This window comes from Streptomyces sp. NPDC085927, from assembly GCF_044540975.1.
Taxonomy (GTDB): domain Bacteria; phylum Actinomycetota; class Actinomycetes; order Streptomycetales; family Streptomycetaceae; genus Streptomyces; species Streptomyces hirsutus.
Map to the genome: position 1 here is coordinate 469,697 of NZ_JBITSN010000002.1, position 22,415 is coordinate 492,111.

Annotated in this window: 17 protein-coding genes and 1 pseudogene; 4 read left to right on the plus strand and 14 right to left on the minus strand. The window is 72.4% G+C overall.

Features of this window, described 5'->3' with window-relative positions:
- Positions 1-254: 254 nt before the first annotated feature.
- Positions 255-1,664 (minus strand): type I glutamate--ammonia ligase, encoded by a 1,410-nt coding sequence (gene glnA / locus ACIF80_RS07110; protein WP_399800402.1) that lies wholly within the window; start codon positions 1,662-1,664, stop codon positions 255-257.
- 265 nt (positions 1,665-1,929) lie between these two features.
- Here glnA and ACIF80_RS07115 point away from each other — a divergent pair, with 265 nt between their 5' ends.
- Positions 1,930-2,397, plus strand: a complete 468-nt coding sequence (locus tag ACIF80_RS07115; protein ID WP_399800405.1) for an RDD family protein — start codon at positions 1,930-1,932, stop codon at positions 2,395-2,397.
- 105 nt (positions 2,398-2,502) lie between these two features.
- Here ACIF80_RS07115 and ACIF80_RS07120 read toward each other — a convergent pair whose 3' ends face one another.
- The 4 genes from ACIF80_RS07120 to lipB all read right to left on the minus strand — a co-directional run bounded on the left by ACIF80_RS07120 (position 2,503) and on the right by lipB (position 5,764).
- Positions 2,503-3,204: a DUF4191 domain-containing protein gene (locus ACIF80_RS07120; RefSeq protein ID WP_399800407.1), complete on the minus strand. Its 702-nt coding sequence runs from the start codon at positions 3,202-3,204 to the stop codon at positions 2,503-2,505.
- 170 nt (positions 3,205-3,374) lie between these two features.
- Positions 3,375-3,578 (minus strand): hypothetical protein, encoded by a 204-nt coding sequence (locus tag ACIF80_RS07125; protein WP_381215988.1) that lies wholly within the window; start codon positions 3,576-3,578, stop codon positions 3,375-3,377.
- A 272-nt stretch (positions 3,579-3,850) separates the two neighbouring features.
- Positions 3,851-4,816: a lipoyl synthase gene (gene lipA / locus ACIF80_RS07130; protein ID WP_399800410.1), complete on the minus strand. Its 966-nt coding sequence runs from the start codon at positions 4,814-4,816 to the stop codon at positions 3,851-3,853.
- 150 nt (positions 4,817-4,966) lie between these two features.
- Positions 4,967-5,764 carry a lipoyl(octanoyl) transferase LipB gene (gene lipB / locus ACIF80_RS07135; protein ID WP_399800413.1) on the minus strand — a complete coding sequence of 266 codons (798 nt, stop codon included), beginning with the start codon at positions 5,762-5,764 and terminating at the stop codon, positions 4,967-4,969.
- A 406-nt stretch (positions 5,765-6,170) separates the two neighbouring features.
- On the opposite strand from lipB, the gene ACIF80_RS07140 reads away from it, so the two are divergent.
- On the plus strand, positions 6,171-7,637 hold the full coding sequence (locus ACIF80_RS07140; RefSeq protein WP_399801227.1) for a regulator: 1,467 nt from the start codon (positions 6,171-6,173) through the stop codon (positions 7,635-7,637).
- Between the two features lie 137 nt (positions 7,638-7,774).
- On the opposite strand, the gene ACIF80_RS07145 is transcribed toward ACIF80_RS07140, so the two are convergent.
- Both ACIF80_RS07145 and ACIF80_RS07150 read right to left on the minus strand, forming a co-directional pair.
- A complete protein-coding gene (locus ACIF80_RS07145; RefSeq protein ID WP_399800415.1) occupies positions 7,775-9,169 on the minus strand; it encodes an NAD(P)/FAD-dependent oxidoreductase in 1,395 nt (464 codons plus the stop codon).
- 257 nt (positions 9,170-9,426) lie between these two features.
- Positions 9,427-10,329 (minus strand): TIGR01777 family oxidoreductase, encoded by a 903-nt coding sequence (locus tag ACIF80_RS07150; RefSeq protein WP_399800417.1) that lies wholly within the window; start codon positions 10,327-10,329, stop codon positions 9,427-9,429.
- A 70-nt stretch (positions 10,330-10,399) separates the two neighbouring features.
- Here ACIF80_RS07150 and ACIF80_RS07155 point away from each other — a divergent pair.
- A pseudogene (locus ACIF80_RS07155) lies at positions 10,400-10,873 on the plus strand (GNAT family N-acetyltransferase); the annotation flags it as partial.
- 45 nt (positions 10,874-10,918) lie between these two features.
- Here ACIF80_RS07155 and ACIF80_RS07160 read toward each other — a convergent pair.
- Complete coding sequence (locus ACIF80_RS07160) at positions 10,919-12,103, minus strand: MarP family serine protease (protein WP_399800419.1); 1,185 nt, start codon at positions 12,101-12,103, stop codon at positions 10,919-10,921.
- 308 nt (positions 12,104-12,411) lie between these two features.
- On the opposite strand from ACIF80_RS07160, the gene ACIF80_RS07165 reads away from it, so the two are divergent.
- Positions 12,412-13,248 (plus strand): peptidoglycan recognition protein, encoded by an 837-nt coding sequence (locus ACIF80_RS07165; protein WP_399800422.1) that lies wholly within the window; start codon positions 12,412-12,414, stop codon positions 13,246-13,248.
- Positions 13,249-13,263: 15 nt separating this feature from the next.
- On the opposite strand, the gene ACIF80_RS07170 is transcribed toward ACIF80_RS07165, so the two are convergent.
- The 6 genes from ACIF80_RS07170 to lpdA form a co-directional block, all read right to left on the minus strand.
- Complete coding sequence (locus ACIF80_RS07170; protein ID WP_399801229.1) at positions 13,264-13,782, minus strand: DUF4240 domain-containing protein; 519 nt, start codon at positions 13,780-13,782, stop codon at positions 13,264-13,266.
- 53 nt (positions 13,783-13,835) lie between these two features.
- Entirely contained in the window at positions 13,836-14,900 is a 1,065-nt protein-coding gene (locus ACIF80_RS07175; RefSeq protein ID WP_399800425.1) for a helix-turn-helix transcriptional regulator, read from the minus strand.
- A 94-nt stretch (positions 14,901-14,994) separates the two neighbouring features.
- Positions 14,995-17,697 carry a pyruvate dehydrogenase (acetyl-transferring), homodimeric type gene (gene aceE, locus ACIF80_RS07180; protein ID WP_399800427.1) on the minus strand — a complete coding sequence of 901 codons (2,703 nt, stop codon included), beginning with the start codon at positions 17,695-17,697 and terminating at the stop codon, positions 14,995-14,997.
- A 370-nt stretch (positions 17,698-18,067) separates the two neighbouring features.
- On the minus strand, positions 18,068-18,691 hold the full coding sequence (locus tag ACIF80_RS07185) for a GntR family transcriptional regulator (RefSeq protein WP_055607884.1): 624 nt from the start codon (positions 18,689-18,691) through the stop codon (positions 18,068-18,070).
- Between the two features lie 395 nt (positions 18,692-19,086).
- A complete protein-coding gene (gene sucB / locus ACIF80_RS07190) occupies positions 19,087-20,910 on the minus strand; it encodes a 2-oxoglutarate dehydrogenase, E2 component, dihydrolipoamide succinyltransferase (protein WP_399800429.1) in 1,824 nt (607 codons plus the stop codon).
- Between the two features lie 60 nt (positions 20,911-20,970).
- Positions 20,971-22,359 carry a dihydrolipoyl dehydrogenase gene (lpdA, locus tag ACIF80_RS07195; RefSeq protein ID WP_399800432.1) on the minus strand — a complete coding sequence of 463 codons (1,389 nt, stop codon included), beginning with the start codon at positions 22,357-22,359 and terminating at the stop codon, positions 20,971-20,973.
- Positions 22,360-22,415 lie beyond the last annotated feature (56 nt).

Sequence of the window (22,415 nt, forward strand, 5' to 3'; positions counted from 1 at the left end):
CACCGCGAGCCGGCCGCCGGCCAACCCGCCCGCCGTCAGCGCACTGTGCGGGAGGTACCGGTCAACAGACCGGGGCGAGTCGGCGGGGGCGGTCCCGGATTCGCACGGCACTGCGCCGGCGGCATCGTCCTGCCCGGCCGCCGGAACGCGGCGAGGGCCGCTCCCCCGACCACGGGGGAGCGGCCCTCGCCGCGTTCCGACATCTGGCATCACGTCAGGGAATGGTGCGCACTCGGCACCCCCCGACCCGCCTCCTACACGTCGAAGTACAGCTCGAACTCGTGCGGGTGCGGGCGCAGGGCCAGCGGGGCGATCTCGGTGGTGCGCTTGAGGTCGATCCAGGTCTCGATCAGGTCCGGCGTGAAGACGTCGCCCTGGAGGAGGAACTCGTGGTCGGCCTCGAGACGGTCGAGGACGGCGCCGAGCGAGGTCGGGACCTGCGCCACGTTGGCGTGCTCCTCGGGGGCCAGCTCGTACAGGTCCTTGTCGATCGGCTCGGCCGGCTCGATCTTGTTCTTGATGCCGTCCAGGCCCGCGAGCAGCAGCGCCGAGAACGCCAGGTACGGGTTGCCGGAGGCGTCCGGGGCGCGGAACTCGACGCGCTTGGCCTTCGGGTTCGAGCCGGTGATCGGGATGCGCATCGCGGCGGAACGGTTGCGCTGCGAGTACACCAGGTTCACCGGGGCCTCGAAGCCCGGCACCAGGCGGTGGTACGAGTTCACCGTCGGGTTGGTGAAGGCCAGCAGCGACGGGGCGTGCCGGAGGATGCCGCCGATGTAGTAGCGGGCCATGTCCGACAGGCCGGCGTAACCCTGCTCGTCGTAGAACAGCGGGGAGCCGGCCGTCCACAGCGACTGGTGGACGTGCATGCCCGAACCGTTGTCGCCGAAGATCGGCTTCGGCATGAAGGTCGCGGTCTTGCCGTTGCGCCAGGCGACGTTCTTCACGATGTACTTGAAGAGCTGCAGGTCGTCGGCGGCCGCGAGCAGGGTGTTGAACTTGTAGTTGATCTCGGCCTGGCCGGCCGTGCCCACCTCGTGGTGCTGGCGCTCGACCTTCAGGCCGGACCGGTCCAGCTCCAGGGAGATCTCGGCGCGCAGGTCGGCGAAGTGGTCGACCGGCGGGACCGGGAAGTAACCGCCCTTGTAGCGGACCTTGTAGCCGCGGTTGTCCTCCAGCGCACCGGTGTTCCAGGCGCCCGCCTCGGAGTCGATGTGGTAGAAGGACTCGTTCGCCGAGGTGCTGAACCGCACGCTGTCGAAGACGTAGAACTCGGCCTCGGGGCCGAAGAAGGCGGTGTCCGCGATGCCGGTGGAGGCGAGGTAGGCCTCGGCCTTCTTGGCGACGTTGCGCGGGTCGCGGGAGTACTGCTCGCCCGTGATCGGGTCGTGGATGAAGAAGTTGATGTTCAGCGTCTTGTCACGGCGGAACGGGTCGACCCTGGAAGTCGTCAGGTCCGCGCGCAGCGCCATGTCGGACTCGTGGATGGCCTGGAAGCCGCGGATCGAGGATCCGTCGAAGGCCAGCTCCTCATCGGGGTCGAACGCCTCAGCAGGCACCGTGAAGTGCTGCATCACGCCCGGGAGGTCGCAGAAGCGGACGTCGACGAACTTGACGTCCTCGTCCGCGATGAACTTCTTGGCCTCGTCGGCGTTCTGGAACATCCAGCTCCTCCTACTCCCGACCGTCCCGCCGGGGTGGTAGATCGTTCGTGCGGCCAGTGCGGGTGGCCCACGCTGCACCCGACCCTAGGCAGGGGTGATTTCTCGGGCGTGACCCATTTGTTTCGCACAAGTTAACCGGCTCATCTCTCACGGTAGCCCGGTCACCCCCCACCGTCGCACCGTTGTTCTCCCCGGTCCCGCGCCGTTCCCTCCCCGGTCCACCCCTCCCTCCGCCGGCCGGGTGCGGGCGCAGTACCGTGGTCGGGTGGACAACAGGCAGGCAATCGGATCGTGGCTCTCCGGGCCGCGCGCGGCCCTGGAAGAGGCCGGCGCCGAGTTCGGATACCGGGGCAAGCAGCTGGGGCTGCCGGAGGACGGACCGGGCTCCATCGCCCGTCCGGGGCGCAGGATCGGCGCCCTGGCCGTCGACTGGGCGCTGTGCCTCCTGATCGCATACGGCCTCATCACCGACGGCTACGGGCAGAGCACCAGCAACTGGGCGCTCCTGCTGTTCTTCGTGCTGAGCGTCCTCACCGTCGGCACGGTCGGCTTCACTCCCGGAAAGCGCCTCTTCGGCCTGCGCGTCGTCGCCCTCGGGAGCGGCCGGGTCCAGCCGGTGCGCGCTCTGGTCCGTTCGGCGCTGCTCTGCCTGGCCGTCCCCGCGCTGATCTGGGACCGCGACGGCCGCGGCCTGCACGACCGGCTCGCCCGCACGGTCGAGGTACGGATCTGACGCCGGCGGCGCCGGCACGACGAAGCCGGTACGACGAAGAGGGGGCGCCCGGAATGATTCCGGGCGCCCCCTCTTCGTACGGACGTTCGCAGTCGTATACGGGTCTCAGCGGGCCTTCGGGCCGCCCCTGGGAAGCTTCATGCCCTTGGGCATCGGGCCCTTCGGGAGCGGCATGTTGCTCATCAGGTCGCCCAGCGCGCGCAGCCGGTCGTTGGTCGCGGTGACCTGCGGGCCCGTGAGGACGCGGGGCAGCTTGAGCATGGTCGTGCGCAGCTTCTTCAGCTCGACCTGGCCCTCGCCCGTGCCCACGACCATGTCGTGCACCGGGACGTCCGCGACGATGCGGTTCATCCGCTTCTTCTCGGCGGCGAGCAGGCTCTTCACCCGGTTCGGGTTGCCCTCGGCGATCAGCACGATGCCGGCCTTGCCGACCGCGCGGTGCACCACGTCCTGGTTGCGGTTCATCGCCACGGCGGGGGTGGTGGTCCAGCCCCGGCCGACGTTGTCCAGTACGGCCGCGGCAGCGCCCGGCTGTCCCTCCATCTGCCCGAAGGCCGCTCGCTCGGCCCTGCGCCCGAACACGATCGCCGTCGCGAGGAAGGCGAGCAGGAAGCCCAGGATGCCGAGATAGATGGGGTGACCGATCAAGAAACCGATCGCGAGGAAGACACCGAAGGTGACGATTCCGATAGCCGCGAGTACAAGACCGATCTTTTTGTCGGCCCTGCGGGTCATCTTGTAGGTCAGGGCAATCTGCTTCAGTCGCCCGGGGTTCGCAGCGTCCGCTGCGGTTTCCTTCCTCGCCATGGCACGAAGTCTACGTGCCCCCGGGAGCGAGGACGACGGCAGTGTCCGGGAGGGGCCGGACGGGGGACGCGAGGGGTACGGACGGGCGCCGCGCGGGGAGCGGGCGCGGGACCGCCGTCGGGGCGGAACCCGGTGGGGGCGGGTGGAGTCCGGGAAGCAGGGGGGAGGGGTCAGAGGCTGGTGACGGTCGGGGACTGGTCGAGCACGCGCTGTGCCTCGACCCGGTCCTTGGCGCGGCGGCGGTCCTCCAGTACGGAGGTCCAGGCGTTGCGGCGGGCGGTGCGCTGGCCGCCGCTCATCAGAAGCGACTCGACGGCACGCAGGGCGGTGCCGAAGGACGGGATGGCGGTGGCGCGGACGGGCGCGGCCTGCATCGTGGAGGTCCCCTTCGAAACGTCTTCGGGTACGGGAGTACGTGGCGTGATTCCAGGGTCACTGATTGGTGTTACCAGGGCATGACCCGCCGGTCAAACGGACATGAAGCCGAGGTTCGGGCCCCGCGAAAGCCGACACGGTCCCGGCGTACGCCCTCATCTGCGAGGACGGCCGGGACCGCGTTTTCTCGGCCATTACTGGTCAGTAGTATCTTGTGCGCGAGTTCACACGCATGCCTCGTCCGGTGCCGGCACGAGCGGGGGGCGTCGCGTCAGACGGCCTGCGCCGCGACGTACGTACCGCGCTTCTCGACCGCCATTCGGTAGAGGCGGCCGGCGCGGTACGAGGAGCGGACCAGCGGGCCGGACATCACGCCGGAGAAGCCGATCTGCTCGGCCTCCTCCTTCAGCTCCACGAACTCGTGCGGCTTCACCCAGCGGTCGACGGGGTGGTGGCGCACCGACGGGCGCAGGTACTGCGTGATGGTGACGAGCTCGCAGCCGGCGTCGTGCAGCTGCCGGAGCGCCTCGCCGACCTCCTCGCGGGTCTCGCCCATGCCGAGGATCAGGTTCGACTTGGTGACCAGGCCGTAGTCCCGGGCGGCGGTGATGACCTGCAGGGAGCGGTCGTAGCGGAAGCCGGGGCGGATCCGCTTGAAGATGCGGGGCACGGTCTCGACGTTGTGCGCGAACACCTCGGGGCGGGAGGAGAAGACCTCCGCCAGCTGCTCCGGGACGGCGTTGAAGTCGGGGGCCAGCAGCTCGACCTTGGTGCGGCCGGTCTCGCGCGCGGCGGTCTGCGCGTGGATCTGGCGCACGGTCTCGGCGTACAGCCAGGCGCCGCCGTCCTCCAGGTCGTCGCGGGCGACGCCGGTGATGGTGGCGTAGTTCAGGTCCATGGTGACCACGGACTCGCCCACGCGGCGCGGCTCGTCACGGTCGAGGGCCTCGGGCCTGCCCGTGTCGATCTGGCAGAAGTCGCAGCGCCGGGTGCACTGGTCGCCGCCGATGAGGAAGGTCGCCTCGCGGTCCTCCCAGCACTCGTAGATGTTCGGGCAGCCGGCTTCCTGGCAGACCGTGTGCAGGCCCTCGCTCTTCACGAGGTTCTGCATCTTCGTGTACTCGGGCCCCATTTTCGCCCGCGTCTTGATCCACTCGGGCTTGCGCTCGATGGGGGTCTGGCTGTTGCGGACCTCCAGGCGCAGCATCTTGCGTCCGTCGGGTGCGACTGCGGACACATCGGCTCCCTAGCTTCGATTCTTCGGCGTACACCAGGGTACGCCCGTGTTTGTTGGGCCTGCCGGTCAGGCCAACCTCCGAGGCACGGGGCTCATTCCCGGACGCGAGGCCGGGGCCTCGCGTCCGGAGCGGACCGGTGCCGGGCCGGATCAGGCGCTCGCGCGGACGATCTCCCGGGGCTTCGGGTCGGCGTGCTCCAGGATGTCGCGCAGGTGGCGCTCGACGGCCGGGAGCACCTCGTCGATCGTGATGTCGCGGCCCAGTTCGGCCGCGAGGGAGGTGACCCCCGCGTCGCGGATGCCGCACGGGATGATCCGGTCGAACCACTTGTTGTCCGGCTGCACGTTGTACGAGAAGCCGTGCATGGTGACCCCCTTGGCCACCCGGATCCCGATGGCGGCGAGCTTGCGGTCCTCGCGGCGCTGGCCGGCGTTGGAGGGCGCGTACTCGGGGCCGTTCAGCCGCGGGTCGAACTCCTCGTCGGTCAGGCGGGGGTCGAAGTCCAGGGAGAGGCCGCCGAGCGCCGGGCGCTGTTCGACCGGGTCGCCCAGCACCCACACCCCGCTGCGGCCCTCGATGCGGGTGGCGGTCACGCCGAACTCCGCGGAGGTGCGGATCAGGGCCTCCTCCAGACGCCGCACGTGCGCCACCACGTCCACCGGGCGGGGCAGCTTCTGGATCGGGTAGCCCACCAGCTGGCCGGGGCCGTGCCAGGTGATCTTGCCGCCGCGGTCCACGTCGATGACCGGGGTGCCGTCGAGGGGACGCTCGCTGTCCTGGGTGCGCCGGCCGGCCGTGTAGACCGGGGGGTGCTCCAGCAGGATCACGGTGTCGGGCACCTCGTCGGCGAACCGCGCCGCGTGCACCCGGCGCTGTTCGTCCCAGGCCACCTGGTAGTCGACGGCCTCGGTCCCGAAACCCATTCGGACGAACCGCAACTCACTCACGGCAAGCGCCTCCGCAGACAGTAGTAAGGCAGTGGGGCAGTACGGCAGTACGGCAAACAAGCGGCCGGGCGGAAACGCGGTAAGGCGCGAAACGTGCCCAAGCCACTGTACGACCGTACGGCCGGTCGCCGTTCCGGCGCCCGGGCGGACCGCTGTTCCGGCGGCTCTCCCGGTGCCCGTGGCGGGCGCCGGTTCCGCGCCGGTCCACGGTCCCCGGCCGCCGCCCGTCGTCAGCCACGACATTAATCCTCACACGATCGGATGAATGCGGATCGAAGACTGCAACCAGGTGTTTACTCTCCGCTACATTCGCGCCGTCCAGCAGCCCATAAGAGCTGCTCATGGGCTGCTCACGGGCAATCCGGGCACCACCACGTTCGCCGGAAGGCAGGAGACCGCACCGCAGATGTCGGAACGACCCGCGCAGCGCACCCCCAACCGCCAGCTCGCCGCGCTCATCGCAGAAGCGGGGTTCTCCAACGCGGGACTCGCCCGTCGCGTGGACCAGCTCGGGCTCGAACACGGGCTCGACCTGAGATACGACAAGACCTCCGTCACCCGCTGGCTGCGTGGGCAGCAGCCCAGGGGGACCACACCCGCCCTCATCGCCGAGGTCTTCACCCGGCGCCTCGGCCGCAGGCTCACCGCCCAGGACCTCGGCCTGGACGCCTGTGCCCCCGTCTACGCGGGCCTGGAGTTCGCCGCCACCCCCGACGAGGCCGTCGACATCGTCGGCGGGCTGTGGCGCAAGGACTCCGGCAGCCATGCCGAGCTGCGCAAGATCGCCTTCACCTCGGCGGGGCTCGTCGTGCCCAGCCGGGACTGGCTCATCGGCCGCGCCGACGAGAAGGTGGCCCGCCCCGAGCCGCCGGTCCGCGTCCCCGCCCAGATCCGTTCCGCGGACGGGCCGGCGGGGCGGCCGCCCGGGTTCGCCGCCCGCCGCCGGCACGCCGCCGAACGCGGTCCCGGCCAGCGGGTCACCGGCGGTGACATCGCCGCCCTGCGCTCCGTCGGCGAGCTGTTCCGCACCCTCGACGACGCCTACGGCGGCGGCCACGCCCGACAGGCCCTGGTGCGCTACCTGGAGCACGAGTGCGAGCCGATGCTGCGCGGCAGCTACGGCGAACAGACCGGCCGCCGCCTGTTCGCCGCCGTCGCCGACCTGACCCGGCTGGCCGGCTGGACGTCGTACGACATCGGCGCGCACGGGCTCGCCCAGCGCTACTTCGTCCAGGCGCTCCGCCTCTCCCAGGCGGCCGCGGACCGGACCTACGGCGCGTACGTCCTGGTCACCATGAGCCGGCAGGCCGTCTATCTGGGCCACGGCCGGGAGGCCGTGCAGCTGGCGCGGGTGGCCCAGCAGGGCGCGGGCGGCTCCGTCCCGCCCCTGGTGCAGGCCCTGCTGCACGCCGTGGAGGCGCGCGGGCACGGGGTGCTCGGTGAGGTCCGCGCCTGCACCGCGGCGCTGGTGCGCGCCGAGCGCGCCCTGGAGAGCGCCCGGCCCGGCGACGAGGTCCCGCACTGGGTGCGCTTCTTCGACGAGGCCCAGCTCGCCGACGAGTTCGGCCACTGCCACCGCGACCTCCAGCAGTTCCGGGCCGCCGCCCAGCACGCGGAGCGCTCGCTGCAACTGCGCGCCCCCGCTTACGCCCGCAGCCGCCTGTTCTGCCGGGTCGTCCTCGCCACCGCCCGCCTCGGTCTCGGTGAACTCGACCAGGCCTGCCTCCTCGCCGCCGAGGCGGCGGGCCAGGCGGCCGAGATGCGTTCGGTACGGGCCGTGGAGTACGTCCGCGACTTCGAACGCCGCCTGGAGCCCTACCGCGACGCGGCCCCGGTCCGCGTCTACCGGGAGAGGATCGCGGCGTACGGCTGAGCGGCGGCGAGAGGCGCGGATCGAAAGGGCACGGGTCGAGGGGGCGCGGGCCCGGAGAAGCACACTGTGCGCCGGTGGAGGGCGAGGGCTTCGGCAAGGAGACGGTGGGCGGCGCGGGGCGCCGCCCACCGGGAGGGTCAGGCCGCCCGGGCCGTAGGGAGGGGGTCGGCCGTGTGCAGGGGGCGGTCCGCGCCCAGGTCCGCCAGGATCGCGGCCGAGGCGCGGCGGCCCGAGTGCAGGGCGCCCTGCACGGTGCTGGTGTCGCGGTGGTCGCCGCACACGTACAGGCCCGCCAGCAGCCGTACCGGGCGGCGCAGATCGTGCGGTGGAGGCGTCGCCGGCACGGCGTCGGCGGTGTGGTGGACCGCCAGTGTCTCCCAGCGCGCCGTCGACATGCCGTACAGCCTGGACAGGTGCACGCGTACGTCCGTGTCCACCTGGGCCCCGGGCGGGCCCAGGACCGTGGACGACACCAGCGCGCGGCCCGCCGGGGCCCGGGACGGGTCGACCCGGCTGACCACCGCCGTGTGCGCCACCGGGCCGCCCCGGTCGGCGTCCAGGAGCAGCGAGGCACCGGTCTCCGGCGGCTCGTCCGTCGCGTGGTGCACCACCGTCACCGGGTGGAAGTCCGGCACCCGCAGGCCCGGCAGCAACTGCGCGGCGGCGCGCGCGTCCGTCGCGATCAGCACCGCGCGGCAGCGGAACTCACCGTGCTCGGCGGTGGTCACCGACGTCGTCGAGACGGAGGTGGCCCGGACGCCGGTGCGCACCGTGCCCGGTGGCAGCCCCCGCGCCAGCAGTTCCGGCAGCGCCTCCGCGCCGCCCTCCGGCAGACACAGCCGCCCGGCGGCGAAGGCACGCAGCGCGAGATCCGCACACCGGCTCGACGTGGTGAGGTCCGGGTCGCACAACAGCGCGGCGAGCAGCGGACGGAGGAAGCCGTCGACGGTACGGGCCGGCAGGCCCCGGGCCGCCAGCGCCTCCGCGGCGGTCGTCTCCGGCCGGGCCAGCAGCCGTTCCACCGGTGTGCCCGCGAGCCGGGTGAACGCGGCACCCAGCCGGGCCTGGTCGACGGCGGTGCCCAGCGGGGCACCGGTCCGGTTCCGGGGCGCGGACACCTGCCGTCCGGGGACGGCCACCGGCCTCCTGGGCGCCGACCCCGCCCGGGGGGCGCTCGCAAGGGCGCGCGCCGCATGAAGTGCGCCCCTTGCGCCCCTCGCGCCGGCGGACACGCCCGCGCGGTGGTGCCGTCCGTCGCTGTGCAGCAGGACCCCGGGCGCGAACGGGCGCAGGACGAGTCCGTCCAGGCCTGCGGCCGGCCGCAGCTCGGGATACGCCGTGGACAGCAACTGCCCGACTCTGTCGAGCCGGAAGCCGTCGACCTTCTCCGTGGCCATCCGGCCGCCCACCGCGTGGGCGGCCTCCAGGACCACGGTGGTGACTCCTGCGCCGGTCAGCCGTCGCGCCGCGGAGAGTCCGGCGATCCCGGACCCCACGACGACGACGTCCGCCTGGTACGTGGGCTCAAGCACGTGCCCCTCCTCGAGGTTGCGCGGACGCTGGAGACGTCATGCCCCCAACAGGCCCCAGGAATACGCGAGTTCTGCTCGAGATTAGGTCCGGGAATGCGCCCGGGGAGTCGCGCATCGGCAGGGGCACGGGCGCACGGCGGTCGCATACGCCCGCCGGACGGCACGCCGCTGTCACCGAGGGCACACCGCGCCCCGGCCGTCCCGCCTCCCCGGCCTCACCGCCCCGGCCCGGGATGTCCTCCGCCCCGGCCGCCCCCTCACAGCGCCGCGCGGATCGCCCCCTCGATGTCCGGGAACGCGAACCGGAACCCCGACTCCAGCAGCCGGGCCGGCAGCACCCGGGCGCTGCCCAGCACGTCCTGGGCCATCTCGCCGAGCACCGTTTGCAGCACCGGCGCCGGTACCGCGAACACCGCCGGCCGGCGCAGCACACGCGCCATCGCCGCGGTGATCTCACGGTTGGTCGCCGGGTGCGGCGCGGTCAGGTTGAACGGCCCGGACAGCCCGTCGGTGTCGAGCAGATGACGCAGGGCGGCCACCTCGTCGTGCAGGGCGACGTACGACCAGTACTGCCGCCCGTCGCCCAGCCGCCCGCCCAGCCCGGCCCGGAACAGCGGGAAGAGCCTGCCCCACGCCCCGCCCCCGCGGGCCACCACGAGCCCGGTCCGGGCGAACGCCGTCCGCACGCCCGCCTCCCGGGCCGGTGCCGCGGCGGCCTCCCACTCGACGCACAGCTCCGGCAGGAAGCCCGAGCCCGCCGGAGCGCTCTCGTCGACCGTCCGGTCGCCGGTCTCGCCGTAGTAGCCGATCGCGCTGCCGTTCACGAACACCCGCGGCCGTAGGTCCCGCTCCATCCCGGCGAACGCCTCGGCGAGCGCGGCCGTCCCCCGTACCCGGCCGTCGCGGATCCGCGCCTTGTACTCGGGTGTCCAGCGGCGGTCGCCCACTCCGGCGCCGGCGAGATTGACCACGGCGTCGCACCCGGTGAGCCCGGCCGCGTCCACGGACCCCCGCTCCGGGTCCCACCGCACCTCGTTCTCCGAGCGGGGCGGCCTGCGCACCAGGCGCACCACCCTGTGCCCGTCGGCGGTGAGGGACCGTACGAGTGCGCCGCCGATGAGGCCGGACGCACCGGCCACCGCGATTCGGGAAGGTTCCATGATTCACATCCTGCCCCGCCGCCCGGACATCACGGCGAGCACACGACGGACCCGGCCGTAAAGTGCCCCCATGCCCGACCTGCCGAGCCGCGCCGCACGCCACTCCGACGAGCAGGAACCGGTTCTGCTGGACCGCGCCACCTGGTCGCACCCGCACGCGGTCGGCCCGCCGCACGAGCCGTTCTTCCGCGGACGGTTCGGCCCTCGGGCCCACCTCGTCGCCGAGCACGAGGGACGCGTCGTCGGCTCCATCCGGCTCGGCTGTCCCACCGAACTCGCCTCCCACACGCACGTGCAGCAGATCCTCGGACTCGCCGTGTCCGAGGAGGTCCGCGGCAGGGGCACGGGCCGGGCCCTGGTGCGGGCGGCCGTCCAGGAGGCCCGGGACCGGGGCGCCCGCCGCGTCACCCTGCGCGTCCTCGGCCCCAGCACCACCGCCCGCGTGCTGTACGAGTCCGAGGGCTTCGTCGCCGAGGGCGTCCAGCCGGAGGAGTTCTTCCTGGACGGCCGGTACGTCGACGACGTACTGATGGGCCGGTCCCTGCTCCGACGGCAGTCCGCGCCGGCCCGCCCGGCCCCGCGCCGCCGCCTACGACGTCACCAGGTCCCCCGTGTCCACCGGTGCCGTCGCGTCCGCCGCGCGCTCCGCGTCGTCGGCGACCTCGGCCGCGGTCAGGACGTACCCGGTCTCCGTGTCCGAGGTGGACCGGGCGAACACCACGCCGAACACCCGGCCGTCGGTGGTCAGCAGCGGTCCGCCGGAGTTGCCGGGGCGCACGGTGGAGCGGATGGAGTAGATCTCGCGCGTGACGACCTCGTCCCCGTAGATGTTCCGTCCCCGCGCCTGCACCCGGTTCGCGACCGTCGCCGCCTGGAGGTTCAGGTCGCCGTCCTGCGGGTAGCCCGCGACGACCGCCGAGTCGCCGCGGTCGGCGTCGTCGACGAACCGGAGGACGGGCGCCCGCAGTCCGGGCACGTACAGCACGGCCACGTCCTTCTGCGGGTCGAACAGCACCACCCGGGCCTCGTACGCCCGCCCGACACCGCCGACCCGCACGGTCGGCTCGTCGATGCCGGCCACCACGTGGGCGTTGGTCATCACGTGCTCCGTCGCGTACACGAAGCCGCTGCCCTCGCGGCCCTGGAGACCCGCGACGCCCTCGACCTTCACCGTGCTCCGCTGGGCGGCCCGGGTGGCGGCGGCGGTGACGCTGTCGCCGGAGGGCTCGGCGACCTCGGCCGTCGACTCGTTCTCGAACGGGTTGAAGACCTGTGGGAAACCCGCCTCGGTCAGTGCCGAGGTGGCCCGCGAGAACCACGCCGGGGTGGTGTCCGGCATCACCTCGTGGACGGCGCCGAGCAGCCGCGAGTCCCGGATCGAGGAGGTGATCAGCGGGGAGGAGGAGGCGCCGAGGACGGACGCGATCACCCAGGCCACGATCAGCACGGCCGCCGAGTTGGCCACCGCCCCGCCGATCCCGTCCGCGACCCGCAGCGGCCCCCGGTCCAGCTCCCGTCGCAGCCGCAGCGCCAGCCGGCCCGCCATCTCATGGCCCGCGGCCGCCGGCAGCAGCACCGTGACCAGGGCCGTCACCGTGGCCCCGGTCGTCCCCGGGGTCACCAGGTCCATCACCCAGGGCAGGATCCACACGCCGACGAGGGCACCGCCCACGAAACCGGCCAGTGACACGCAGCCGGCCAGCAGACCGCGCCGGTAGCCGGACGCCGCGTAGGCCAGGACGACCAGCAACAGCAGGATGTCGAGCAGGTCCACGCACGCCGCCTTTCTCTCGGGCCCTCTCATACGTGGGGGAGAGGCCCGGTGATCAGCCACGCGCGGGTGACCACCGGGAAGCAGCCGCACGCGCGTGTACCCGGAAGAACGCCGGAGAACCGGACGATGGTTCCGCCGTGGGCCGGACGGCGGGTCCACCGGTTGGCGCGGTCACGTCGCGGGCCCGCTCGATCCGACCCACAGTGAAAGACATGCGTGTCCTCAGAAGACCAAGGGGAGCGCGGCCGCGCCATGCTCCCCGGATATCCCGCGGAACCGGTCGCAGGGCCCTGCCGAGGAGCGTCAAAGTGCTGCTCGGCTGCCTGCCCGGCGTCGCCGCGGCGGTCGCCTTGGTGCTGTGCGCGTACGGCGTCGAACGGGCCGCGGAGCCCTCGGCCGCCGTCCCCGCCCCCGCCCGTGAGACGGCCGCCCACACGGCGCCCAGGCCGCCCATCGTGTCGAGAACGGCCTGGGTGGGCGACGACGGCCGCAAACAGCCGCCCCCGCGCTACGACGACAAGGTCGTCGCCGTCTTCGTCCACCACACGGACTCGCCCAACGACTACGACTGCGCCGAGGCCCCCACCCACATACGCAGCCTCTACGAGGGCCAGACCACCGCCCGGGACTGGGACGACATCGGCTACAACTTCGTCGTCGACCGCTGCGGCACCATCTACGAAGGCCGCGCGGGCGGCACCGGCCGCCCCGTCACCGGCGCCCACACCCAGGGCTTCAACCACCGCAGCACGGGCGTCGCCGCGCTCGGCACCTTCACCGCCGGGGTGCCCGTGCCGCCCGCGATGGAGCGCGCGATCGCCGCGCTGGCCGCCTGGAAGCTCGGCCTGTCCGGCACCGACCCGCGATCCGACGTCCGGCTGGTCTCCAGCAACGGCGGCAGCCGGTACGCGGCGGGCACCACCGCGATGCTGCCGGCCCTCGCGGGCCACAGCGACGGCTTCATGACCAGCTGTCCGGGTGCCGCCCTGCAAGCCCGCCTGCCAAGGATCCGGGAGACGGCGGCGAAGCTGCAGGGCCGCCGGCCGGACGCCGGAGGCCGGCAGGAGCAGCAGCAGGAGGCGCAGGAAAAGGCGCAGGAGAAGGCGCAGGGGGAGAACGGCCGGATCGCGGGGATTCCGAGGTGAGCGGGCCCGCGGGGCTCAGGGCCGGAACCGGTCCCAGAGCCGGGGATAGCGCTCGGCCAGCAGGGAGTCGTTCTCGAAGTCGACGGGCGTGCCCTCGGGCTCGGCCGGGCCCGCCGGGAGGTCCAGGTCGGGGGCCACGGTGCCGGTGAGCTGCTCGTACGCCTCGTCCGCCGCGTAGCCGAGCTCCTCGCCGTCGCCGTCGATCTCCTCGTCGAATTCGTCCAGCAGACCGGCCAGCGCGTCCGGGTCGTGCAGCGCGCCCTCGTAGACCTCGCGGCCCTGGCCGATCAGCCAGCACCTGAAGAAGTCGAAGGCGTCGTCGCTCGCCCCGTCGAGGAGCACCCAGGCGGCACCCCACAGGTCCCAGCGGTAGGCGCGGTGGTAGCGGGACTCGAAGTGCCGGGCGAAGTCGAGGACGGCTTCCGGGTCCAGCCGCGCGAGCCGCTCCACGAGCAGGTCGGCCTGCTCCTCCGGGTCGCCCTCGGCGTCCTCGCGGGCGGTGTCGACCAGCTCCCAGAACTCCGTCTCGTCCATCACGCGTCAAGCATCGGCCCTGGAACCCCGGGACGCACCCCGGAATACGCGGATCACTTCCGCCCGTACAACAGGGCCAGCCGTACGGCCTGGGCGGCGAACCACTCCCGCAGCGAGGCGGGCGCGAGCACCTCCACCTCGGGGCCCAGCGCCGTCAGCTGGGTGCGGGCGACCTCCTCGGACTCCACCGGCAGGGTCACCGTCACCCACCCGTCGTCGTCCGCTCCGGTCCCGGCCGCCTCGGCCAGTGCCTCCCGCGCGGCGGCCGCGTCCACGGCGTGCTGCAGCGCGCGCACTCCCTCGGGCGACAGCCGCACCACCGCCTCCGCCCGCAGGATCGAGCGCGCGAACTGCTCCGCGCGCTCCGCCCAGAACGCGGGCAGGTCGAACTCCGGGTCGCGCTCGAAGCGTGCCGTACCCGCCCCCGCACCCGTTCCTCCGCCCGCTCCGGTCACCGCCTCCACCGCCGTGAACCGGTCGATCCGGTACACCCGGTAGGCCCCCGCGCCCGATGCTCCCTGCTCCGACGCCTTCTGCTCCGACACCCCCTGCCCCGGCACCCGCGCGCACAGGTACCAGACCCCCGCCTTGAGCACGAGCCCGTACGGCTCCAGCTCCCGTTCCACCTCGGTGTCCCCGCGCCGGTAGCGTGCGACGACGGGGCGGTCGTCCCACACCGCGTCCGCCACCGCGGGCAGCAGCTCGGGCGCCGGTGCCTCACGGAACCAGCCCGGGGCGTCCAGGTGGAACCGCTGCGCCGCCGTCCTCGGCGCGTCCCGCAGGGAGGGCAGCAGCGCCGCCGACACCTTCAGCCGGGCCGCGGAGGCCGCGTCCTCCAGCCCCATCTCGCGCAGCGCGCCCGGCACCCCGGACAGGAACAGCGCCTCCGCCTCGCCACGGGCCAGCCCCGTCAGCCTCGTCCGGTACCCGCCCACCAGCCGGTACCCGCCGACCCGCCCCCGGTCCGCGTACACCGGCACCCCGGCCTCGGACAGCGCCTGCGCGTCCCGGGTGACGGTCCGCTCCGACACCTCCAGCTCACGCGCCAGTTCGGCGGCGGTCATGGAGGGCCGGGACTGGAGCAGCAGCACCATCTTGATCAGCCGGGCAGCACGCATGCGCCCCATGATGCAGCAGGAGGCCCCCGCCGCAGCGGGGACCTCCTGCCGTCAGGTCCGTAGGACCGGATGCCCTGTCACAGGCCGTGCCTCGTCACAGGCCGTACTTCTCGCGCGCTTCCTTCACGGCCGTCGCCTGCACCTCGCCGCGCCGGGCGAGCTGCGCCAGCGCCGCGACGACGATGGACTCGGCGTCGACACCGAAGTGCCGGCGGGCCGCCTCACGGGTCTCCGACAGGCCGAAGCCGTCGGCGCCCAGCGAGGAGTAGTCCTGCTCGACCCACTGCGCGATCTGGTCGGGGACCTGGCGCATGTAGTCGGACACCGCCAGCACCGGGCCCTCGGCACCCTGGAGCGCCTGCCGGACGTACGGCACCCGCTCCTCGCCGCGCAGCAGCGCCGCGTCGGCCTCCAGCGCGTCCCGGCGCAGCTCGGTCCACGACGTCGCCGACCACACGTCGGCCGCCACGCCCCACTCCTCGGCGAGCAGCCGCTGCGCCTTCAGCGCCCAGTGGATCGCCGTACCGGAGCCGAGCAGCTGGATCCGCACGGCGTTGGCCGCGGGGGTGAGCCCGGCCGACTCCGCCGTGTTGAAGCGGTACAGGCCCTTGAGGATGCCCTCGTCGATCCCGGCGGCCGACGGTTTGGCCGGCTGCTGGACCGGCTCGTTGTAGACCGTCAGGTAGTAGAAGACGTCCTGGTCCTCGCCCGGGGCCGCCTCGCCGTACATCCGGCGCAGACCGTCCTTGACGATGGTGGCGATCTCGTACGCGAACGCCGGGTCGTAGCTCAGCGCGGCCGGGTTGGTCGCCGCGATGACGGGGGAGTGGCCGTCGGCGTGCTGCAGGCCCTCACCGGTGAGCGTGGTGCGGCCGGCGGTGGCGCCGACGAGGAAGCCGCGGCCGAGCTGGTCGCCGAGCTGCCACATCTGGTCGGCCGTGCGCTGCCAGCCGAACATCGAGTAGAAGATGTAGAACGGGATCATCGGCTCGCCGTGCGTCGCGTACGACGTGGAGGCGGCGATGAAGTCGGCCATGGAACCGGCCTCGGTGATCCCCTCGTTGAGGATCTGGCCGTTCTTGGCCTCCTTGTAGTACATCAGCTGGTCGCGGTCGACCGGCTCGTACGTCTGACCCTTGGGCGAGTAGATGCCGAGCGAGGGGAAGAGCGACTCCATGCCGAAGGTGCGCGCCTCGTCGGGGACGATCGGCACCCAGCGCCTGCCGGTCTCCTTGTCGCGGACCAGGTCCTTGACCAGGCGGACGAACGCCATGGTGGTGGCCACGTTCTGCGAGCCGGAGCCCTTGTCGAAGGCGGTGAACGCCTTCTCGGCCGGAGCCGGCAGCGGCGCGACCGGGTGGACGCGGCGGGCCGGGGCCGGACCGCCGAGGGCCACGCGCCGCTCCTGGAGGTAACGGACCTCGGGGGAGTCGGCGCCCGGGTGGCCGTAGGGGACCACGCCGTCGACGAAGTCGCTGTCCTTGATCGGCAGTTCGAGGCGGTCACGCATCGCCTTGAACTCGTCCGCCGACAGCTTCTTCATCTGGTGGTTGGCGTTCTTCGACGCGAAGCCGTCGCCGAGCGTGTGGCCCTTGACCGTCTGGGCCAGGATCACGGTCGGCGCGCCCGTGTGGGAGAGCGCGGCGCGGTAGGCGGCGTAGACCTTGCGGGCCTCGTGGCCGCCGCGCGAGAGCTGGAAGCACTCGACGATCTTGTCGTCGCTCAGCAGCTTCGCCATCTCGACGAGCGCCGGGTCCTTGCCGAAGAAGTCCTCGCGGATGTAGGCGGCGTCGCGGGTCTGGTACGTCTGGACCTGCGCGTCGGGTACCTCGCGCAGGCGGCGGACCAGCGCGCCGGTGGTGTCCAGCTGGAACAGCTCGTCCCAGGCGGAGCCCCACAGGCTCTTGATCACGTTCCAGCCGGCGCCGCGGAACTGGGCCTCCAGCTCCTGCACGATCTTGAAGTTGGCGCGGACCGGACCGTCGAGCCGCTGCAGGTTGCAGTTGATGACGAAGGTCAGGTTGTCCAGGCCCTCGCGGGAGGCGAGGGTGAGCGCGGTGGTGGACTCCGGCTCGTCCATCTCGCCGTCGCCGAGGAACGCCCACACGTGGGAGTTCGACAGGTCCTTGATGCCGCGGCTGGTCAGATAGCGGTTGAACCGCGCCTGGTAGATCGCGGAGATCGGGCCCAGGCCCATCGACACCGTGGGGAACTCCCACAGCCAGGGCAGGCGTCGCGGGTGCGGGTAGGACGGCAGTCCGTCGCCGCCGGCCTCGCGGCGGAAGTTGTCGAGGTGCGCCTCGGTCAGCCTGCCGTCGAGGAAGGCCCGGGCGTAGATGCCGGGGGAGGCGTGGCCCTGGATGTAGAGCTGGTCTCCGGAGCCGTCACCCTCCTTGCCGCGGAAGAAGTGGTTGAAGCCGGTCTCGTAGAGCCAGGCCGCGGAGGCGAAGGTGGCGATGTGGCCGCCGACGCCGTACTTGCTGCCGCGGCTCACCATCGCCGCCGCGTTCCAGCGGTTCCACGCGGTGATGCGGGACTCCATCGCCTCGTCGCCGTCCACGGCGGGCTCGGCGGCGGTGGGGATGGTGTTGACGTAGTCGGTCTCGAGGAGCTGCGGCAGTGCGATGCCGGCGCCCTCGGCGCGCTCCAGCGTACGGCGCATCAGGTACGCGGCCCGGTGCGGTCCGGCCGCCTTGGCGACGGCGTCGAGCGAGGCCTGCCATTCGGCGGTCTCCTCGGGGTCGCGGTCCGGGAGCTGGTCCAGCTCGCTCGGCTGGATGGCCTTGGGGTCGGTCATGTCGCCGCCTTCCTCAGTCGAAGGGGGTTCCCTCATCGGTAAGGGTTCGGGGGTGCCCTTGGTCTTTGGCAGGACAGGGCTGAGGTCTCTGATGGAGACCCCGCTGGTGACAATAACCTGCTGATCGATGATCGATCAAAGAGTTCAGGTGAAAATCTCTTGATTTCAAGAAAGTCGGCACGCGGTGCCCGGGGAAGTGGCACCGAGTGACGTGAAAAAGGGGGTGTTTTCGCAGGTGAGCGTGGGTCTCCGCAGGTGCGGCGCACGGGTCCCGGCGTGTCCCCCGGCACACGTCCGGGCGCCCCCCGTACGGGTCCGCGCGCCTGCCGTCCGGCGTCCGTGCCGGGCTCGCGCGCCTCCCGTGCAGGGCTCACGCCCGGGGCGCGCACCCCAGCACATGGGCCTTCACGATCTCCGCGATCCGCGGGTCGCGGCGGCGGAACGCGGCCACCAGATCCTGGTGCTCCTCCGCGTAGGACTGCTGGACCGTGCCCAGCCAGCGGATGGACAGGGCGGTGAAGACCTCGATGCCCAGCCCCTCCCAGGTGTGCAGCAGCACCGAGTTGCCGGCCGCGCGGACCAGTTCGCGGTGGAAGGCGACCGTGTGCCGCACCTGGCCCGTGCCGTCGGCGACGCGGTCGGCCTCGTACAGCGCGGCGACATGCGGCTCCAGCGCCGAGCAGTCCTCCGCCAGCCGGTCCGCCGCCAGTTCCGCGGCGATCGCCTCGAGACCCGCCCGCACCGGGTAGCTCTCCTCCAGGTCGGTGGCCGAGAGGTTCCGCACCCGCACGCCCTTGTTGGGCGCCGACTCGATCAGCCGCAGCGACTCCAGTTCGCGCAGCGCCTCCCGCACCGGCGTCTGGCTGACCTCCAGCTCCGTCGCGATGCGCCGCTCCACGATCCGCTCGCCCGGCTGCCAGCGTCCGCTGATGATCCCTTCCAGGATGTGCTCGCGGATCTGTTCGCGCAGCGAGTGGACGACGGGCGCGGTCATGAGGGCTCCTTGAACAGGACTCGTGAATCCGAGGCAGCCGCCCGAAGGGCCCCGTCGAGGGCGGCGGACGGACGACGGACAGGACCCTTGAGGGCGTTTGACCCTTAGACAATACGGCCGTGACACCGTCCGGGAGGGGCGCACAGGGTGCTTTGGAGCAGGTGAGACGAGGCTTACACGGCGCATACGGCACGTCCCGCGGCGTATGCGCCGACTCCCGGACGAGCCGTACGGCCGGGACCCGCGCGGCCTCTGCGCCGGGCCCCGCGCCGGGCCCCCTGCGGGGCCGCACACCGCGGACCACGCACCGCGCACACGACGGTGCCCCCGCCCGGAGAGTTCCGGACGGGGGCACCGATGACCGGGGTCGGCGACCCGGTTTCAGCGGCCGTGGATCACAGGCCGAGCTCGACCTCGAACTCGCCCGCCTCCAGGATCGCCTTGACCGAGTTCAGGTAACGGGCCGCGTCGGCACCGTCCACCAGACGGTGGTCGTAGGACAGCGTCAGGTACGTCATGTCGCGGACGCCGATGACCGTGCCCTCCTCCGTCTCGATGACGGCCGGACGCTTGACCGTGGCACCGATGCCGAGGATCGCGACCTGGCCCGGAGGCACGATGATCGTGTCGAACAGCGCACCGCGCGAACCGGTGTTGCTGATGGTGAAGGTCCCGCCGGACAGCTCGTCCGGGGTGATCTTGCTCGCCCGGACCTTGCCCGCCAGCTCGGCCGTGGCCTTGGAGATACCGGCGATGTTGAGGTCACCGGCGTTCTTGATGACCGGGGTCATCAGGCCCTTCTCGGAGTCCACCGCGATACCGATGTGCTCGGTGTCGAAGTAGGTGATGGTCCCCTCGGCCTCGTTGATCCGGGCGTTGACGGCCGGGTGGGCCTTCAGCGCCTGGGCGGCGGCCTTGACGAAGAACGGCATCGGGGAGAGCTTGACGCCCTCACGGGCCGCGAACGAGTCCTTGGCCCGCGCGCGCAGCTTCATCAGCCGCGTGACGTCGACCTCGACGACCGAGGACAGCTGCGCCTGCTCGCGCAGCGCCTTGACCATGTTGTCGCCGATGACCTTGCGGATCCGCGGCATCTTCACGGTCTGGCCGCGCAGCGGCGAGGCCTCGAGGACCGGGGCCCGCTTGGCGGCGGGCGCCGCCTGCGGCGCGGGAGCAGCGGCGGCCGGGGCGGCCTTCGCGGCCTCGGCCGCGGCGACCACGTCCTGCTTGCGGATACGGCCACCGACGCCGGTGCCCTTGACGGTGGACAGGTCGACGCCGTGCTCGGCGGCGAGCTTGCGCACCAGCGGGGTCACGTAGGCGCCCTCGTCGGTCGGCTGGGCAGCGGCCGGAGCCGGAGCGGCAGCGGCCGGGGCCGGAGCGGCAGCGGCCGGGGCCGGGGCGGCCTGCGGGGCGGGAGCCGGAGCCGGAGCGGCCTGCTGCGGAGCAGGTGCCGGAGCGGCCTGCTGCGGAGCCGGAGCCGGGGCCGGGGCCGGGGCGGCCTGCTGCGGGGCCGGAGCGGGTTCGGGCTGTGCCGGGGCGGCCGGAGCCTGCTCGGCCGCCGCCGGAGCGGCACCCGGAGCGCCGATGACGGCGAGCTTGGCGCCCACCTCGGCGGTCTCGTCCTCGCCGACCGTGATCTCCAGCAGCACACCCGAGGTGGGCGCCGGGATCTCGGTGTCGACCTTGTCGGTGGAGACCTCGAGCAGCGGCTCGTCGGCCTCGACGCTGTCACCGACCGACTTCAGCCAGCGGGTGACGGTGCCCTCGGTGACGGACTCGCCGAGCGCGGGCAGGACCACGTCCGTGCCCTCGGCGGCACCCCCGGAGGGGGCCTCCGCCGCGGGCTGCTCGGCCGCGGGCTGTTCGGCCGGGGCGGGCTGTTCGGCCGGGGCGGGCTGCTCGGCGGCCGGAGCCGGCTCGGGAGCCGGTGCGGCGGGCTGCTCGGCGGCCGGGGCCGGAGCCTCGGCGGGGGCACCGCTGCCGTCGTCGATCAGGGCCAGCTCGGCACCGACCTCGACGGTCTCGTCCTCGGCGACCTTGATGGAGGACAGCACGCCGGCGGCCGGAGCGGGGATCTCGGTGTCGACCTTGTCGGTGGAGACCTCGAGCAGCGGCTCGTCGGCCTCGACGCGCTCGCCCTCGGCCTTCAGCCAGCGGGTGACAGTGCCCTCGGTGACGCTCTCGCCGAGCGCCGGAAGGGTTACGGAAACCGCCATGGTTTCGGTTGCTCCTTAGAAGTGCGGAAGTCTGTGTCGTCGCGCCCGTGACCGAAGAGGTCAGTCGTGGGAGTGGAGGGGCTTGCCCGCGAGGGCCAGGTGCGCCTCGCCGAGCGCCTCGTTCTGCGTCGGGTGGGCGTGGACCAGCTGGGCGACCTCGGCAGGCAGCGCCTCCCAGTTGTAGATCAGCTGGGCTTCGCCCACCTGCTCGCCCATACGGTCGCCGACCATGTGGACGCCGACCACCGCACCGTCCTTGACCTGGACGAGCTTGATCTCGCCCGCGGTCTTGAGGATCTTGCTCTTGCCGTTGCCCGCCAGGTTGTACTTCAGGGCGACGACCTTGTCCGCGCCGTAGATCTCCTTGGCCTTGGCCTCGGTGATGCCGACGGAGGCGACCTCCGGGTGGCAGTACGTCACCCGCGGCACGCCGTCGTAGTCGACCGGAACGGTCTTCAGACCGGCCAGCCGCTCCGCGACCAGCATGCCCTCTGCGAAGCCGACGTGCGCGAGCTGGAGCGTCGGGACGAGGTCGCCGACCGCGGAGATCGTCGGGACGTTGGTCCGCATGTACTCGTCGACCAGGACGTAGCCGCGGTCCATGGCGACCCCGGCCTCCTCGTAGCCCAGGCCCTGCGAGACCGGGCCGCGGCCGATGGCGACGAGCAGGACCTCGGCCTCGAACTCCTTGCCGTCGGCGAGGGTGACCTTCACGCCGTCCTGGGTGTACTCGGCCTTCTGGAAGAAGGTGCCCAGGTTGAACTTGATGCCCCGCTTGCGGAACGCCCGCTCCAGCAGCTTCGAGCTGTTCTCGTCCTCGACCGGGACGAGGTGCTTGAGGCCCTCGACGATGGTGACCTCGGTGCCGAACGACTTCCACGCGGAGGCGAACTCGACGCCGATGACGCCGCCGCCCAGCACGATCGCGGACTTCGGCACACGGTCCAGGCCGAGGGCGTGGTCGGAGGAGATGATCCGGTCGCCGTCGATCTCCAGGCCCGGCAGCGACTTCGGCACGGAGCCGGTCGCCAGCAGGACGTGGCGGCCCTGGACCCGCTGACCGTTCACATCGACGGAGGTCGGCGACGACAGCCGGCCCTCACCCTCGATGTAGGTCACCTTGCGGGAAGCGATCAGACCCTGCAGACCCTTGTACAGGCCCGAGATCACGTCGTCCTTGTACTTGTGGACGGCCGCCATGTCGATGCCCTCGAAGGTGGCCTTCACACCGAACTGCTCGCTCTCGCGGGCCTGGTCGGCGATTTCGCCCGCGTGCAGCAGGGCTTTGGTGGGGATGCACCCGTTGTGCAGGCAGGTACCGCCGACCTTGTTCTTCTCGATCAGGGCGACGTCCAGGCCCAGCTGCGCCCCGCGCAGGGCCGCGGCATAACCACCGCTGCCACCGCCGAGGATCACTAGGTCGAAAACAGTGCTGGCGTCGTTCGCCACGTCACGTCCTCCATGCATGTGCGCCACGCCGGTCTCCAGCGACCGGTCGGCGGCTG

Coding starts and splice junctions, on each gene's coding strand:
- glnA (WP_399800402.1), bottom strand. CDS start 1,664: ATGTTCCAGAACGCCGACGAGGCCAAGAAGTTCATCGCGGACGAGGAC.
- ACIF80_RS07120 (WP_399800407.1), bottom strand. CDS start 3,204: ATGGCGAGGAAGGAAACCGCAGCGGACGCTGCGAACCCCGGGCGACTG.
- ACIF80_RS07125 (WP_381215988.1), bottom strand. CDS start 3,578: ATGCAGGCCGCGCCCGTCCGCGCCACCGCCATCCCGTCCTTCGGCACC.
- ACIF80_RS07140 (WP_399801227.1), top strand. CDS start 6,171: ATGTCGGAACGACCCGCGCAGCGCACCCCCAACCGCCAGCTCGCCGCG.
- ACIF80_RS07150 (WP_399800417.1), bottom strand. CDS start 10,329: ATGGAACCTTCCCGAATCGCGGTGGCCGGTGCGTCCGGCCTCATCGGC.
- ACIF80_RS07170 (WP_399801229.1), bottom strand. CDS start 13,782: ATGGACGAGACGGAGTTCTGGGAGCTGGTCGACACCGCCCGCGAGGAC.
- ACIF80_RS07175 (WP_399800425.1), bottom strand. CDS start 14,900: ATGCGTGCTGCCCGGCTGATCAAGATGGTGCTGCTGCTCCAGTCCCGG.
- aceE (WP_399800427.1), bottom strand. CDS start 17,697: ATGACCGACCCCAAGGCCATCCAGCCGAGCGAGCTGGACCAGCTCCCG.
- ACIF80_RS07185 (WP_055607884.1), bottom strand. CDS start 18,691: ATGACCGCGCCCGTCGTCCACTCGCTGCGCGAACAGATCCGCGAGCAC.
- sucB (WP_399800429.1), bottom strand. CDS start 20,910: ATGGCGGTTTCCGTAACCCTTCCGGCGCTCGGCGAGAGCGTCACCGAG.